General features: G+C 51.9%; 10 protein-coding genes and 1 tRNA gene. 3 read left to right on the top strand and 8 right to left on the bottom strand.

The features are described from left to right. Positions 1 to 51: 51 nt before the first annotated feature. The 5 genes from uppS to AC1EK1_RS00795 all read right to left on the bottom strand — a co-directional run bounded on the left by uppS (position 52) and on the right by AC1EK1_RS00795 (position 6,592). Positions 52 to 735 carry a polyprenyl diphosphate synthase gene (uppS, locus tag AC1EK1_RS00815; RefSeq protein WP_480305274.1) on the bottom strand — a complete coding sequence of 228 codons (684 nt, stop codon included), beginning with the start codon at positions 733 to 735 and terminating at the stop codon, positions 52 to 54. A gap of 68 nt (positions 736 to 803) precedes the next feature. Further along, positions 804 to 2,201 carry a DUF6242 domain-containing protein gene (locus AC1EK1_RS00810; RefSeq protein ID WP_480305156.1) on the bottom strand — a complete coding sequence of 466 codons (1,398 nt, stop codon included), beginning with the start codon at positions 2,199 to 2,201 and terminating at the stop codon, positions 804 to 806. 143 nt (positions 2,202 to 2,344) lie between these two features. Further along, on the bottom strand, positions 2,345 to 4,237 hold the full coding sequence (yidC, locus tag AC1EK1_RS00805) for a membrane protein insertase YidC (RefSeq protein WP_480305154.1): 1,893 nt from the start codon (positions 4,235 to 4,237) through the stop codon (positions 2,345 to 2,347). Between the two features lie 24 nt (positions 4,238 to 4,261). Next, complete coding sequence (locus tag AC1EK1_RS00800; protein WP_480305153.1) at positions 4,262 to 5,890, bottom strand: CTP synthase; 1,629 nt, start codon at positions 5,888 to 5,890, stop codon at positions 4,262 to 4,264. Between the two features lie 629 nt (positions 5,891 to 6,519). After that, positions 6,520 to 6,592 (bottom strand) — tRNA-Lys (locus AC1EK1_RS00795). 195 nt (positions 6,593 to 6,787) lie between these two features. On the opposite strand from AC1EK1_RS00795, the gene AC1EK1_RS00790 reads away from it, so the two are divergent. After that, entirely contained in the window at positions 6,788 to 8,773 is a 1,986-nt protein-coding gene (locus AC1EK1_RS00790; protein ID WP_480305152.1) for a 6-phosphogluconolactonase, read from the top strand. Between the two features lie 130 nt (positions 8,774 to 8,903). On the opposite strand, the gene mscL is transcribed toward AC1EK1_RS00790, so the two are convergent. Genes mscL through lepA form a run of 3 tightly spaced genes read right to left on the bottom strand, consistent with a single transcriptional unit; the run spans position 8,904 to position 12,755 of the window. Further along, a complete protein-coding gene (gene mscL / locus AC1EK1_RS00785; protein WP_480305151.1) occupies positions 8,904 to 9,332 on the bottom strand; it encodes a large-conductance mechanosensitive channel protein MscL in 429 nt (142 codons plus the stop codon). Positions 9,333 to 9,376: 44 nt separating this feature from the next. Further along, entirely contained in the window at positions 9,377 to 10,939 is a 1,563-nt protein-coding gene (dnaB, locus tag AC1EK1_RS00780; RefSeq protein ID WP_480305150.1) for a replicative DNA helicase, read from the bottom strand. A 28-nt stretch (positions 10,940 to 10,967) separates the two neighbouring features. Beyond that, positions 10,968 to 12,755 (bottom strand): translation elongation factor 4, encoded by a 1,788-nt coding sequence (gene lepA, locus AC1EK1_RS00775; protein ID WP_480305149.1) that lies wholly within the window; start codon positions 12,753 to 12,755, stop codon positions 10,968 to 10,970. Between the two features lie 587 nt (positions 12,756 to 13,342). Between lepA and AC1EK1_RS00770 the strand changes: the two genes are divergently transcribed. Both AC1EK1_RS00770 and aroC read left to right on the top strand, forming a co-directional pair. After that, positions 13,343 to 14,887 carry a sulfatase-like hydrolase/transferase gene (locus AC1EK1_RS00770; RefSeq protein WP_480305148.1) on the top strand — a complete coding sequence of 515 codons (1,545 nt, stop codon included), beginning with the start codon at positions 13,343 to 13,345 and terminating at the stop codon, positions 14,885 to 14,887. Continuing rightward, positions 14,884 to 15,927, top strand: coding sequence for a chorismate synthase (aroC, locus tag AC1EK1_RS00765; protein ID WP_480305147.1), 1,044 nt, complete (start codon positions 14,884 to 14,886; stop codon positions 15,925 to 15,927). The genes AC1EK1_RS00770 and aroC overlap by 4 nt, the downstream gene beginning before the upstream one ends. Positions 15,928 to 15,966 lie beyond the last annotated feature (39 nt).

Below are 15,966 nucleotides of genomic sequence, written 5' to 3'. Positions count from 1 at the left end.
CTTTCGTATCGTGCTGTATCGTGTTTATCCAAGTGGAGGGCGGAGTCAATTTTATTCTCCTCTATCTATTTGGTCGCCTATTTTGCCGTAGCGCCGTTGTCGCTTTTGGTAGTCAATCAAGGCTTGATAAAAGTCTTCTTCGCCGAAGTCCGGCCAGTAGGTGTCCACAAAGTAGAGCTCTGTATAGGCAATCTGCCAGAGGAGAAAGTTGCTCACTCGGCATTCACCTCCGGTGCGTATGAGTAGGTCCGGATCCGGTAGATCCGGAATTCCCAAATGACGTCGGAGGTCGTCCTCGGTGTAGTGTCCGGCTTTGTCGGGTTCTGTCTGAGACAGGGTGTTGAGAGCATGTACCAGCTCGGATCGACCGGAGTAGTTTATTGCCAGTACGAGGTGAATGCCTGTATTGTTTTGGGTGTCGTCCATGATACCTCGGAGGGCTTCGCCCGGAGCCGAGGGCATGGTCACCATGTTACCGAGTATGTGCAGACATACATTTTCTTCTTTCAGTTGCTTCGCCTCTTCTCCCACGGTCTTGACCAGTAGGTTCATCAGGGCTTTGACCTCCTCCTCAGGACGCTTCCAGTTTTCTTCCGAAAAGGTGTAGAGTGTCAAGATCTTTACCCCGGCCTTTATGGCGGCCTCTAGGATAACCCGCACCGTATTCACGCCTTTCTCGTGGCCTTCGGTGCGTTCGAGTCCTCTGGCCTTGGCCCATCTGCCATTGCCATCCATGATGATGGCTACATGGTGAGGAACGTTGTCGGGAGAGATCTGAGAAAAAAGTGTGTCCACGTCGGCTATTACTTGTCGTAACTATTGAGAATCCCGGCACCGGCATCGAGGTAGCCATGCCACAGCTCTTGTGATGGCGTACCATCGCTCAGTATACCTCCGAGCAAGTAGATATGCTCGATACCCTTCTGGTCTACTATTGTTGTTCCCGAGAGGTTTTTCCGAGGGGTGAAGTCGTCTCCTGGTAGTTGGGTTTTGCCCAATGCATGCCAGGTAATACCGCGATCATCGCTTACCTTTATTCGGTTGCTGACCGGCTGATCCTCGTATGCACCGCCTACGAGCATGATCTGTTGGCCATTTTGTCTCATGATATAGAGTCCGCCAGCGTAGGGGACTTTGGACGCACCTTGGTAGGGTATCTTGCCCCAGTTTACTCCGTCAGAGGTAAAGAAGCTCAACTTCGCCGGTCGCTCATCCGCTTGCAGGCCCCCCATGATATAGGAGTGTTGAACGCCTGAGACAACGTAGCTGTACACATAGGCATCGTGTGTCGGAAATCCGGTCGGAAGTTCTTTCTCCTGTCGGATGTCGTCTATGGTGCCTGTGTATATGTGGGGGGTGTTGTTTCCATTGCCGGTAGATTTTCCTGTGAGGGACAAGCGGGCAGGCTTGCCAGAGGACAACTCTTGATCATACAGTATTTGGGTCACGGTCACCCCTGTAGGGCTTTTGTCTTCCCAGGATAGGAGGTCGGTGCTGTAGTGGATGTGCCCATCTTGGTCCAGCATCCATGCGTGTCCATTGTGGTCCAGGAACAGTGAGCTGGGGATCAATCCTATTGGTAGGGTTGCTTGTTGGGGCTCAAAGCGACTGTGCTCCAAGTCTGCCAAATAGAGTGTACCCTGTCCTGTGGCACTGCTTGTGATGTAGTAGTGTTTCCCTTGGCGAGTCACTATTTTGCCATTTACCACTCCGGGAGGTGTGGTGTTTGCCTTTTTGTCCCACGTTAGTTTGTTGGGGTCATAGCCATAGCTCATGATCCGGAGGTCGTAGTTGAGTGTTGGGAGTCCTTTTCGGTGAATGGTCAGCTCGAGCTTTCCCCCCTTGATACAGACTTTTCCGGTATCTGTTGACGAAAAGGCTTTTTTTGTTTCCTCGGACACATTGCGTAGTGTTGCCTCCAGTTGATTGGACATGACGACTTGTATATAGGCACTGTCCAGCTTGGTCCCATAGGGTAGTGGGGTGCTGTTGTAGATTCTTTGGCGGATATGGTCGATCTGCATTTCCACCTTTTTGCCTTTCTTGTTGTCCAAAATGATCTCCATATACTTGGGGTGGTAGTGCCCGCTGTACCATGGGTTGGTCACTTGCTGTTGCCTATCTCGGCACGATGTTCCTAGTAGGCTCATGCTTGCCAGTAGGAGCATCGTCCAGGCTATATTATTATACTGTTTGAGCATTCTGTGTCTATCTCTTTTGAGTCTTGGCTGTGGTGTCGGTATTTTGGCACTTTGTCCACACTCTTTTTCCCTGTCGTATCCTTGCAAATCTACCAAAACCTACGAATTTCCAGTTTGCGTAGATCTAGCTCGGTCTCTGTGGGTTAGTTTTTCTTTTGATCTTGCATTCGGCGCATTTGCTCCTTTTGGACTTCTTCGAGGCGTTGCATAAACTTGCTCTTCTTTCGGGGTTTCTTTTGGTTCTCCTTTAGTTGAGCCAGTACCTTGTCCTCATCTATTGCCAATCTAAATAGCTGGGTCTGCAGGATGCTGATCAGCATGGAGAGGAAGTAGTAGTAGGAGAGTGCGGCGGCATTGTTGTTGAGGAAAACAAACAGCATAGCGGCCATGAGGTAGGTCATCCACTTCATCATCGCCATCTGTTGTTTGTCTCCGCCTGTGGTGGATTGAGTCACCTTCATGTACACGACTTGCGTGACAGTCATCAGCAAGCAAAATAAGCTAATGTGGTCACCAATCAGCGGGAGGTCAAAGCCATGCCAGCTAATCAGGTCATCGTAGGTGCTCAGGTCTTTTGCCCACAAAAAGCTCTCGCCTCTCAGGTTGATACTTGTCGGGAAGTATTGGTACATCGCCACCAAGAAAGGCATCTGCAGTAGCATCGGCAGGCATCCTCCCAGGGTGTTCACACCGGCACTTCGATAGAGCTCCATTGTTTTTTGCTGACGTAGCATCATCTGATCCTGCCCCGGATACTTCTCGTTGATCTCATCTACCATTGGTCGTAGGACACGCATCTTTGCTTGCGACTGAATGGCTTTGAATGTAAAGGGGCTTACGATCAGTTTGATGAAGATGGTCATCAATAAAATGATCACTCCATAGTTGGTGAAAAAACGCTCCAAAAAGCTGAAGGTGGGAGCGATCAGCCAAACGTTGATGAACCTAAACCAAGACCCCATATCCACCACGTGAGAGAAGTTGACGCTATCGTCGACCATGCTCTTCTCTATACTTCGTAGCAGACTGTAGTCATTGGGGCCTGAGTAGATCGTAAACTCTATGGGGGTTGATGCATTGCTCCGATCTATCGGTAGGATAAACTTTGCCTGCAGATCCTTGATCTTTCCGTCTTCCGGATCGTTGAAGACCTTTTGGGTCATCGAGACGCCCTCTAGACCTTGGGGGCTGTAGACGATGGTGGAGAAAAACATGTCGCGAAAGGCTAGCCACTTCGTGGTGCCTCTAGGCTCTTCGTTACTGCTCTTGGCGGCATTCATTTTCTCGACCTCACCGCTAGCATACTCGTACGCAAAGCCGGAGTAGCGTTGCTCGGTCTTGGCCGATTTTTCGTTTTGGTAGATGGGGATCGCTATATGAGTATCCAGGTAGGCCGCATTGGGGGCCAGGATTTGTGCGAAATCTCCCTCGGAGTAGATCCGGACGTCCAGCATGTACCGGCTCTTGAGGGTGTAGAGGATATTGAGGGTACCACCGGTGGTTGTTTTGGCACTCATGCGGAGCTGAGTGGGGCTGACGCGCTCCGGTGTGAAGTAGAGATCCTTGGAGCTGATTACGCGATTGGTCCGGGTGATGAAGGTAAATGAGAAGTCACTATCCTCGGGTTTCATCAGTCGGACGGGTTGTCCATCAAAGGTGCTGTAGGTCTTTAGCTCTGTGGCAATAGGTACTCCGCCCTTGGTGTTGAATGTATAGGAGATGGAGTCGTTTTCGAGCATGAGCAGCTCCTCAGTCCCTGTCGCAGATGGGGCGAGCTCGCCATGATTGAGTGCCAGGAGGGAGTCCTTTTGTGCCGCAGTGAGTGTGCTGTCGGAGAGCATACTCTGCTCTGTTGTCATGGAGTGAGGTACTTCGGCGTTCTCTTCTGTGAGTTGCTGTTGTGCTGCACTGTTGGCTAGCGAGTCTTGGTATTGTTGTTGTAGTGCCAGCTGTTCTTCGGTTGGGCGTCCCAAGTAGGTGAAGATGGCTAGTACTACGCCTATCAAGACCAGACCGGTGATAGAGTTTTTATCCATTCGTATTGGAGGGTGGGGGTTAGCTTATTTTTTGGCCCGCTCTTGGCTGTACTTGATCGCTTCTTTCACGAATGACAAGAATAGCGGGTGCGTGTGTAGTAGAGTGCTGGAGTACTCTGGGTGAAATTGTGTGCCGATGTACCAGCGCTTGTCCGGCAATTCGATTACCTCTACGAGATCTGAGTGTGGGTTGTGTCCGGAAAAGAGTGCGCCTGCTTTTTCAAAAACCTCGGTGTAGTTGTTGTTGAATTCGTAGCGGTGTCTGTGGCGCTCACGGATGGTCTCTTTGCCGTAGATCTTGGCCACTTTGCTACCGGGGGTCAGGATGCACTCGTAGGCACCTAGTCGCATAGTGCCTCCTAGGTCGATGACCTCTTTTTGGCTCTCCATGAGGTCAATGATGGGGGTGGGGGTCTTTTCCACAAATTCTGTGCTGGCGGCATCTTTGAGGCCCAGTACGTTGCGGGCATACTCAATGCACATGCACTGCATCCCCAAGCAGATCCCAAAGGTGGGGATATCATGCTCTCGACACCACTGCAGGGCAATCAGCTTGCCTTCGATCCCCCTGCTGCCGAATCCGGGTGCCACTAGGACACCGTCCAGGTCACGCAGTAGCTCATCCACATTCTCGGTCGTGATGTTGTCGCTTTGGATTCGTTCCAGGTCAAGTAGGCGGTCGTTGTAGATTGCACCTTGGTGCAATGCCTCGTCGATGGATTTGTAGGCATCCTGTAGCTCTACGTACTTGCCTACCAGTCCAATCCGCACTTGCTCTGTGGCCGCACGTCCTTTGGCCAAAAAGTTGTGCCATGGTTTCATCTCCGGTGCCGGACCTACGGGGAGCTTTAGGCGGCGAAGGATCACTTCGTCCATCTTTTGGCTCTGGAGCAATAGCGGAACCTCATATATAGAGGGGACATCGTACGACTGCACGACAGCCTCTACCGGTACGTTGGTGAAGAGTGCAACTTTTTCCAAAAGTTTTTCGTCCAGCTTCATCTCGGTGCGTAGAACCAGCATGTCGGGCTGTATGCCCTCCTCCTGGAGTTGTTTCACAGAGTGCTGGGTGGGCTTGGTCTTTAGCTCTTTGGCGGCGCGCAGGTAGGGAACATAGGTCAGGTGGATCACCAGGCAGTTTTCGTCGCCCAGCTCGCACTTGAGCTGACGTACACTCTCCAAGAAGGGTAAGGACTCAATGTCTCCCACTGTACCACCGATCTCAGTGATCACAAAGTCCAAATCTCCGGCCAGACTTGTGCGCTTGACGCAACGCTTGATTTCATCCGTGATATGGGGCACGACTTGTACTGTTTTGCCCAAAAAGTCGCCACGTCGCTCACGCTCAATCACATTTTTGTAGACTCTGCCGGTCGTGACGTTGTTGTTGCGTGAGGTCCGAACATCCAAAAAACGCTCATAGTGACCAAGGTCGAGATCCGCTTCGTAGCCATCCTCTGTGACGTAGCACTCGCCATGCTCGTAGGGGTTGAGTGTCCCCGGATCAATGTTGATGTAGGGATCAAACTTTTGTATTGTTCCCTTTAGTCCTCTGCTCAAAAGAAGTTTGCCGAGAGAGGCAGCGACAATCCCTTTTCCGAGCGACGAAACCACTCCGCCGGTTACGAAAATGTACTTAGTGTTCTTTTTCATCAGCTACGATTTTATCTGGTGCGAAAATATATCTTGGCACAAATTTTGAACAAAGGTACTATTTTCCGCAGTCATTCTCCATGTCGTTTGGCTCACGCATCCGCCCTGTGCTGAAAGTCGTCGGAGCCACTCATGTTTTGGACGCAGGTTGTGTCGTGCGGTGAAAAATAAAAGCTCGGACCTGTTGTTTTTGGTGCGTCAACCTATTTTTGTGCCACAGCCGACAATGAAACTTTGGCACCATACTTGGACCAATCCTTTTTTCTATCCGTACAAGCGATCGCTTTTATCCGTGAAAAGTTTTGCTTCTATCCGTGAAACCGATCGCTTCTATCCGTGAAACTTGAGGGCTATTGCAATGTGCTGGTTTTTAGTGAGATGTGTTGCCTTCGATTTTGGGGCTTCCAAGGGAATTTTTTTGGGGGGGGATTGTTGTTTTTGTTGCGCCTGCGCTTTTTCGCCGCTTCGTGCTGAGGTGACCCCGGGTAGGGTGGGGAAAAGCGTCCGTGACCCCAAAAAGTGGGAAAAAAAGTACCCCACATATGCTGTTTTGTGCATACGTGGGGTACTCTTTAATCTTGCAACCCTTTGTTTTGCTGTGTTTTACGGTGTTTTCGCAGGGTTGTCTGTGATCCGCTTGGGGTTCGAACCCAAGACCCCAACATTAAAAGTGTTGTGCTCTACCTACTGAGCTAGCGGATCAGTGGATGTTTTTGCTATCCGAGTGCAAAGATACCAAAACTCGGGGTCTTTGCAAAATGATTGAGAGAAAATTCAGCGTAGGGTTTATTTCTCCGGGTGATTGGCGCATTAGTCGCCTCTCACCGAAGGGTTGATGTTGTTTTTTTAATTACCTTTACTGCTCACAAGTAGTTCCACATTTTAATCACATAAACTATGAGACTCAATCTTAGTTCACAAATTGTCCTAGATCAAGTGGAAGAACGTCTCTATAAGCCTATCAACGCTTATGAGCAAAGTGTCCTAACCTCTTTTGAGCGGCTAAACACCAATATCTTTGCTTCCGAGGATGAGGCGGCTCGTGTTGCCGCACAGAGTATTGCCATGGATATTCGTGCCAAGGCTTCATCTGGCGACCACTATACATTGGTTGTTTCCGGTGGGGTCAGTCCGAATGCCATTCTCCGGGAGTTGACCTTGTTGCACAAGACGGATGGACTGTCGTTCAAGAACGTACACGTCTTTCCGATGTATGAATTTTTCCCACTCAAGTCTATGGATGAGGGGGTTTTGGCCAACCTTCGGTCAGAGTTTTTGGACCGGATCGATATTCCGGCCGAAAACATCCACTCTTTTGATCTCTCCGTCAACGAAAATGAGATCAACAGGGCTTGGGAGAAGTACTACCGCGATCTGACCGCCTTGGGTGGTATAGACACCATTATCCTAGGGGTTGGACGTAGGGCTTCCGTGGGGCTGAATCCTCCCGGCTCTGTCGTGAGCATGGGGCTTCGGCTGACCGTCTTGGATGAGACTTCGCGCAATGAGGCGGTAAGTACATTCAACACCAAGGAAAATGTCCCCACTACGGCGATCACCCTCTGCTTGGGCGAAGTCCTCAAGGCTCGTCGGGCTATCCTTTTGGCTTTTGGGGAGGCCAAGTCTGCAATCCTCAGGAAGGTGGTGGAGGGTGGTACCACAGACAGTGTGCCGGCATCTCTCCTACAATCTCACCCCAATGCACAGGTCTACTGTGACCTACACGCGGCTGAGCAGCTGACACGTATCATGCATCCGTGGCGCGTGACCTCGATCAAGTGGACGGACAAGCTTATTCGCCGTGCTATCGTATGGCTCTGCGATGAAGTGCAGAAGCCGATCCTGAATCTAACCAACCAGGACTACTCGGATCACCAGCTCGGTGAGCTCTTGACTCAGTATGGATCAGCGTATAATGTCAATATCAAGGTCTTCAACGATATCCAGCACACCATCACCGGATGGCCGGGAGGCAAGCCCAATGCCGATGATACCAATCGCCCGGAGCGTGCAGTCCCCAACCCCAAGCGTGTCCTAGTCTTTAGCCCGCACCCTGATGATGATGTGATCTCGATGGGCGGGACTTTTCACCGACTGGTGGAGCAGGGGCATGATGTGCATGTGGCCTACGAGACCTCGGGTAATATTGCCGTCAACGATGAGGAGGTGATCCGGTACCTCTCATTTCTGCGCAATGTCCTGAATGAAAAGGGGCTGGAAAAGAGTGACTTGATGGACTACACTCTGCGTCTCCGCCATTTCCTCCTGCATGAAAAAGAGGAGGGCTCTGTGGAGACGGAGGAGGTGCGCTTCTTGAAGGGAACCATCCGAAGAGAGGAGGCCCGTACAGCGGATCGTTTCATCGGACTAAAGGAGGATCATGTGCACTTCCTAGATCTACCATTCTATGAGACCGGTGCGATCAAGAAAAACCCTATTTCCGAAAGGGATGTACACATTGTGATGGATTTGCTCCGCTCGATCAAGCCACAGCAGATCTTCGTGGCTGGTGACCTTGCTGACCCACACGGTACGCACCGAGTGGCTCTGAATGCGGCCCTGGCGGCGATAGATGAACTGAAGGACGAGCCTTGGATGAAGGACTGCTGGATATGGATGTATCGCGGTGCTTGGGCTGAGTGGGATATTGAGGATATTGAGATGGCTGTTCCGATGAGCCCCGAGCAGTTGAGGTTCAAGCGCAACTCTATCCTCAAGCACCAGTCACAGATGGAGGCCGCGCCATTCCTTGGTGATGATGAGCGACTCTTCTGGCAACGCTCTGAGGATCGTAACAAGGCTACCGCACGACTCTATGCACGTCTCGGTTTGGCTACATACGAGGCTATCGAGGCTTTTGTTCGCTATCATCCGATTGACTAATGTAATATAGTGATGCGTCTTGCCGGATGAAAGGTTCGGCAAGGACGATGAAAAGAGAAACCCCAGATCGCTAATGCGGTCCGGGGTTTCTCTTTTGCAATGCGGGGTTTCCTCGCAGGGTCGTTTGAGGTTACTTCTGTTGCTTTTTCAATTCGTCTCGGATTTCCCTGAGCAGTAGGATGTCCTCCGGAGTCTTGGGTGCCTCTGTCTCCTCTTTTCCCTCTTTCTCATGTTTCAGTGCATTGATGCCCTTGATGACAGAGAAGATGCACAAGGCGATGATCAAGAAATCCACAACGGTCTGGATAAACTGGCCGTACATGATGGCCACTTCGGGTGTGACGACTTTGTCTCCCTCGGTGACGGCGTGGCTGAGTACGATCTTGAGATCAGAAAAGTTTACTCGTCCAAGGATTACTCCCAGAGGTGGCATGATGATGTCACTGACAAGGGAGGAGACGATCTTGCCAAAGGCACTACCGATGATGACACCGATAGCCATGTCTATGACATTACCTTTGACGGCAAAGCTCTTGAATTCTTTCCAAAATGTTGTCATGTGTATTCGGTTTTAGTGGTGATAGATAGTTGTTGTTTTGGCGTTTAGGGGTTGAAAGCACCGTCATCTCCCTTGTCCTCCAGAGGATCTGCAAGTGCGTGCGTGTGTGCGTTGAGTTTGGAGTCTACAGTCTTGATATACTCCATTCCGGCCGATGAATGGTGCTCCGGCCGGAACTTGATGATATCGCTCTGAAACTGTAGGTAAATGGTGCCGGTGGGACCATTACGGTGCTTGGCAATGATGTATTCGGCGAGCCCCCTAAGGTCTTTTCCATCCTTGCTCTCGAGGATGTCGTAGTACTCCGGTCGGTGGATGAAGCAAACCATGTCGGCGTCTTGCTCAATCGCTCCCGATTCACGTAGGTCGGAGAGCTGTGGTTGCTTGCCCTCTCGTTGCTCAACACCACGGTTGAGCTGTGAGAGTGCGATGACGGTGATATCTAGCTCCTTGGCGAGTTGTTTCAGCGATCGAGAGATTGTACTGACCTCTTGCTCACGGTTGGCATTTTTGCCTAGTCCGCTGGCGGTCATCAGCTGTAGGTAGTCGATGAAGATTACTCTCACGCCATCGGATCGGACCAGTCGGCGGGCTTTGGAGCGTAGGTCGAAAATGGTCAGTCCGGCATTGTCGTCGATGAATATCGGAGCGCGCTCCAGGTCGCCTAGGCCGGAGGTGAGTTGCCCGATCTGGGCATCGGTAAGCATACCTCTCTTGATGCTATCGTTGGGGATCTCAGTATGGTTGACCACAAGTCGTGTCATCAGCTGGTTTTTACTCATCTCCAAGCTGAAAATGGCGATAGGTATATGGTAGTCCACGGCCATGCTGCGTGCCATAGAGAGGACTAGTGCGGTCTTTCCCATTGCCGGACGTGCCGCAATGATCACGAGGTCACTCTTTTGCCATCCGGATGTCACCTTGTCGATATCCGGGAAGCCTGTTTCGACCCCACTCATACCATCGCTTCGGGCCGCGGCTTTTTGGATCTCATTGATCGTGTTGTTGATCAGTTCATTGACCCTTTGGACATCATCCTTGTTGGCACCTTGGGTGATCTCAAAGAGTCGTGTCTCTGCTTGTTGCATGGTGTCGACCACACTGATCTCGTCGTTGAACGAGTTTTTGATCACCTCGTTGCCAAAGGAGATGAGTTGGCGCTGTACCATCTTGTCGTACAGCAAGCGTGAGTGTGCTTCTAGGTGAGCTGTGCTGTTGACGATCGCCGCCAGTGTGGGGATATAGGTCAGCCCCTGTGTCTCTTTCAGATCTCCGTTGACTCGCAGTTGCTCGATTACCGTCTGGATGTCTATTGGTTTTTCTTCCAGCGCGAGCATTTGGATGGCCCGAAATATCAGCTTGTTCTTGGGATCGTAAAAGCACTCCTCCTCTAGGATCTCATCTACTTGCGAGAAGGCATCTTTTTCCAGGACCAAGGCTCCAAGCACCAGACGCTCTATCTCTAGGTTGTTGGGAGGAATGGTGTTGGAGAGTACTTTGGCAACATTTTGCGGAATCAGCGAGGTGCGTTGGGAGAGTGGCCCTTTCAGCACTTCGGTGGTTTCGTCGGGGAGATTGCTTGCGACACTGTTATCTTTGGGAGACATATTGGGTTGGTTGCGGTGGCTTGGGGGGTTAGTCTAGCTTGAGTACAGCCAAAAAGGCCTTTTGTGGCACTTCCACTGTGCCGATCTGCTTCATGCGCTTCTTGCCTTCCTTTTGCTTTTCTAGGAGTTTGCGTTTGCGTGAGACGTCTCCTCCATAGCACTTGGCGGTTACATCTTTTCGCACAGCTTTGATTGTTTCTCGAGCGATGATCTTTGCTCCGATAGCGGCTTGTATGGCGATCTCAAACTGTTGCCTTGGGATTAGCTCTTTCAGTTTTTCGCACATGCGTCTGCCGAGTGCCTCAGCATTATCCACGTGGGTCAGTAGCGTGAGTGCATCCACTTGTTCACCATTTAGCAGGATATCCACTTTTACCAGTTTGGAGGGCCGGTAGTCGTGGATATGGTAGTCAAATGATGCGTAGCCCCGTGAGACGCTCTTTAGTTTGTCATAAAAGTCTATGACGATCTCTCCCAACGGAATATCGTAAGTCAGCTCTATTCGGTTGCCAAAAAGGTAGTCTTGCCTGATCAGCTCTCCACGCTTTCCGAGACAAAGGGTCATGATCGGACCTATGTAGTCCGTTGTGGTGATCACACTTGCTCGAATGTAGGGCTCTTCTATGTGGTCTATATTTACAGGATCGGGCATGCCGGATGGGTTGTGCACCTCCAGTACAGTCCCTTGCTTGGTGTGGACTTTGTAGGATACGTTGGGCACAGTCGTGATTACGCTCATGTTGTACTCACGATCCAAGCGCTCTTGTATGATTTCCATGTGGAGCAGGCCCAGAAACCCACAGCGAAAACCAAAGCCCAAGGCGACTGAGCTTTCCGGTTGAAAGGTCAGCGAGGCGTCGTTGAGCTGGAGCTTCTCGAGGGAGGATCTGAGGTTCTCAAACTCCTCCGGGGCGATCGGATAGACTCCGGCAAAGACCATGGGCTTCACCTCCTCAAATCCGGCGATGGCCTTTGTCGCTCCATTCTTTACGGTCGTGATGGTGTCTCCCACCTTTACCTCTGTGGAGGTCTTGATCCCGGAGATGATGTAGCCCACATCACCGGTCCTGATCTCATCTTTGGGCATCATTCCGAGTTTCAGCGTCCCTACCTCGTCTGCCTCGTACTCCTTGCCGGTATTGATGAATTTCACTTGCTCGCCTTTTCGGAGCACCCCGCTCTCAACCTTGAAGTAAGCGATAATCCCCCGAAAAGCATTGAATACGGAGTCAAAAATCAAGCACTGCAGGGGCGCATCCGGGTCTCCTGTGGGTGCCGGTATACGCCGGACGATAGCCTCGAGGATACTCTCCACTCCCTCGCCCGTCTTTCCGCTGGCCTGCAGGATCTCATCACGATCACAGCCAAGTAGGTTCACGATCTCATCTCCGATCTCCTCCGGCCTTGCACTGGGGAGGTCAATTTTGTTGAGTACAGGTATGATCGTCAGGTCGTGCTCAAGTGCCATGTAGAGGTTGGAGATGGTCTGGGCTTGGATCCCTTGTGAGGCATCCACGATCAGGAGGGCCCCCTCGCAGGCGGCGATGGAGCGCGAGACTTCGTACGAAAAGTCCACGTGCCCCGGTGTGTCGATCAGGTTGAGCACATAGTCCTCTCCGTTGAGCGAGTAATCCATCTGTATGGCATGGCTCTTGATCGTGATCCCACGCTCGCGCTCCAGGTCCATGTTGTCCAATACTTGGTCTTGGGCATCACGCTCCGAGACCGTCTGAGTGTACTCCAGCAGACGGTCCGCAAGTGTGCTTTTCCCGTGGTCGATGTGAGCAATGATACAAAAGTTGCGAATATGCTTCATTGGATTGGGCTGTTCAATAATGTCTTCTTCCGTTGCTATAAAATAGTGTCATGTCGCTCTCCGAGGAGGGTGGGGGCCGGAGGCATAGTGACTCATTGCGAGTGCTCCTGCCACGCCCATTCGTGCATGACCATGAGGATACTCCTATAAATAAGGTCTCATAAGTGCACAAAGATACCGAAAAAATGGCGTCCTTTTGCCCGATTGCATTCGTCCTATAAACCTCTTGTCCCACCCCCTTTTTTTGCTCCTATCCGTGAAACCGATTTCTTCTATCCGTGAAAAGTTTTGCTTCTATCCGTGAAACCGATTGCTTCTATCCGTGAAACTTGAGGTGTTTTGCAACCATTTGATTATCTGTCGCTTACAACACGCTAAATTTGGACTGAAAAACGAGGCTTTTGGGGTGGGGATTTTGAGGTTTTTTACTTCCCAAAAACTCAATGGGAGCATTTAGGAGGACTTGGCCCCACTCCGTGTGTGAGGGCCGAGTCTCCGATGTGATAAAGTGCTATATTTGTAGTGGACCTAGCGAAGTGTGCTTGTCCGATCGTTGTGTTTTTTAGAACTATCGCCCAAATAGAGACATGCAGCCAACTTCCTCTCTACCTATTGCCATAGGGGCAGCGCTACTGAGTACCGTATCCTCCGGAGGAGACACTGCCCAAGCCCAAAAACCCAATGTCCTACTTATCCTCTGTGATGACCTAGGCTATGGTGACCTCTCCTGCTATGAGGCCAAGTCCATCGACACGCCCAATATCGACCGTATCACTGATATGGGCGTTCGGTTCACGGATGCCCACTGCACCTCTGCGACCTCCACACCGTCGAGGTATGGACTTCTGACCGGTGCCTATCCGTGGAGGAGAAGCGATACCGGGGTGGCTCGAGGTGATGCCGGCATGGTTATTCGTCCGGAAGAGTATACGATGGCAGACCTTTTTCGGAGTGCGGGCTACTGCACCTCTGCTTTTGGAAAGTGGCACTTGGGACTGGGTGCCAAGACCGGTACCCAAGACTGGAACTCCAAGATTACGCCCAATACCGGTGATCTGGGGTTTGACTACTCTTTCATCATGGCGGCAACAGCGGATCGAGTCCCCTGTGTCTATATACGCAATGGCTGTGTCGTGGATCATGATCCGGCGCAGCCCATTGAGGTGAACTATACGGCCAACTTTCCCGGAGAACCCACCGGAAAGGAGCATCCCGAGCTACTGTATCACCTACAGCCTAGTCACGGGCACGACATGAGTATTGTCAATGGTATTTCGCGCATTGGGTATATGAAAGGTGGGGGCAGGGCTCTGTGGAAGGATGAGGAGATCGCTGATCGCATCACCGATGATGCCCTCGCCTACCTTGACCGGTGGGATCGGAGCAAGCCGTTTTTCATGTACTTTTGCCCCAATAATATACACGTGCCACGTTTTCCGAGTGAGCGATTCAGAGGCAAGAGTGAAATGGGTCTGCGGGGTGATGCCATCCTAGAGTTGGACGACATGGTTGGCCGCATGCTTCGCAAGCTAGAGGAGATCGGACAGTTGGACAACACTCTCGTTATCTTTACTTCCGACAATGGCCCCGTCCTGGATGACGGCTACAGGGATCAGGCTGTGGAGCTGGCCGGAGATCATAGTCCCAGTGGCCCCTATAGAGGAGGTAAGTATAGCTTGTACGAGGGTGGGACACGGGTGCCCCTTATTGTCGCATGGCCACATCGCATCGCTCAGAGTGGACAAGTGTCCGATGCCCTTGTCTCCCAGATCGATTTTTTGGCCAGTATGCGTACGCTTGTCGGTGCAGACGACCATCCGGATACCCCAATCAAGGATAGTCAGGATGCTCTATCCACTCTGCTTGGTGAGGGTGAGGGGCGTGCTTGGCTGATCGAGCAGGGTCTCAGTCGGACCCTGGCTTACCGTACAAGTGAGTGGAAGTATATACGCCCTGTAGCCAACCCCAACCCTGTTGCTTGGCAGACCGGCAACGAGACAGGGCAAGCGAGCAAACCACAGCTGTACCGGATCAAGGACAGTGGCAGTGAAGCAGAAAACGTAGCTGACCAATATCCTGAGGTAGTGGCCGAGCTGGAGCGACGTCTACAAGAGGTGGTACAGAAACAATGAATACGTTCGGAAACAAGCTGAGACTGACGACCTTTGGAGAGTCGCATGGCGTGGCAGTCGGAGGGGTCCTGGATGGGTATCCCGCCGGTATCTGCCCTGATATGGAGCAGATCGCACGGCAACTACGCAGACGTATGCCCCACAATGCCTATAGTACTGCACGGCGTGAACCCGATGAGGTGACCTTTTTGTCCGGCTTGTACGATGGAGTGACGACCGGGGCACCTCTGGCCTTTTTGGTCCAAAACAGCGATCAAAGGCCGGCCGACTACAGTGCACTGCGAGATCTATACCGGCCGTCCCATGCTGACTACGTATATGCCCAAAAGTACGGCATCCGAGATCATCGAGGGGGAGGACGCTCCAGCGCAAGGGAGACAGTGGTGCGTGTGGTGGCCGGTGCGTTGGCGCAACAGTTGCTCACCCCTAGGGGGATAGAGGTGTGCTCTTATACAGATGCTGTGGCAGGATCGCCATCTGTCGGCTATATGGATGAGGTGACTTTTGCGGACATAGAGAGGAGCAGAGTGGGCTGTCCTATCCCAGACTTGGATCAGACAATGTGTGACCTCCTTGTCGGTGCCGGTGGAGATACCCTGGGTGCAACGGTGGCGACCGTGGTCCGCGGAGTGCCTGTGGGGTGGGGCGAGCCACTCTACGACAAGCTCTCGGCGAGACTGGCGTATGCACTCATGAGTATCAATGCCGCCAAGGGGGTGGAGATCGGGGATGGATTTGGACTCGCTCAGATGCGAGGCAGTCAGGCCAACGATGCCTATACCTGTGTCGGCGGAAGCATCCGTATGCCAACAAATCACTCAGGTGGAATCCTGGCCGGAATTAGTGCCGGAGAGGTGCTGAGGATCCGGACAGCCTTCAAGCCCATCAGCTCCATATCCCTTCTGCAGGATACAGTCACGACGGGAGGTCAGCCTACCACTCTCCGCATTGAGGGACGCCACGATACATCGGTGGTCCCACGAGTACTGCCTGTCGTTGATGCCATGGTGGCTCTGGTGCTGGCGGATTACCTCCTCTAGTGTTTTTGCCTTGTGTCGCTTCGTCGGGTGTCACCGCTT

The sequence above is a fragment of the Porphyromonas sp. C0026D3 genome (genome assembly GCF_056590775.1).
Note: the sequence above shows the minus strand (reverse complement) of the source record. Positions and strands in the feature narration are given on the sequence as shown.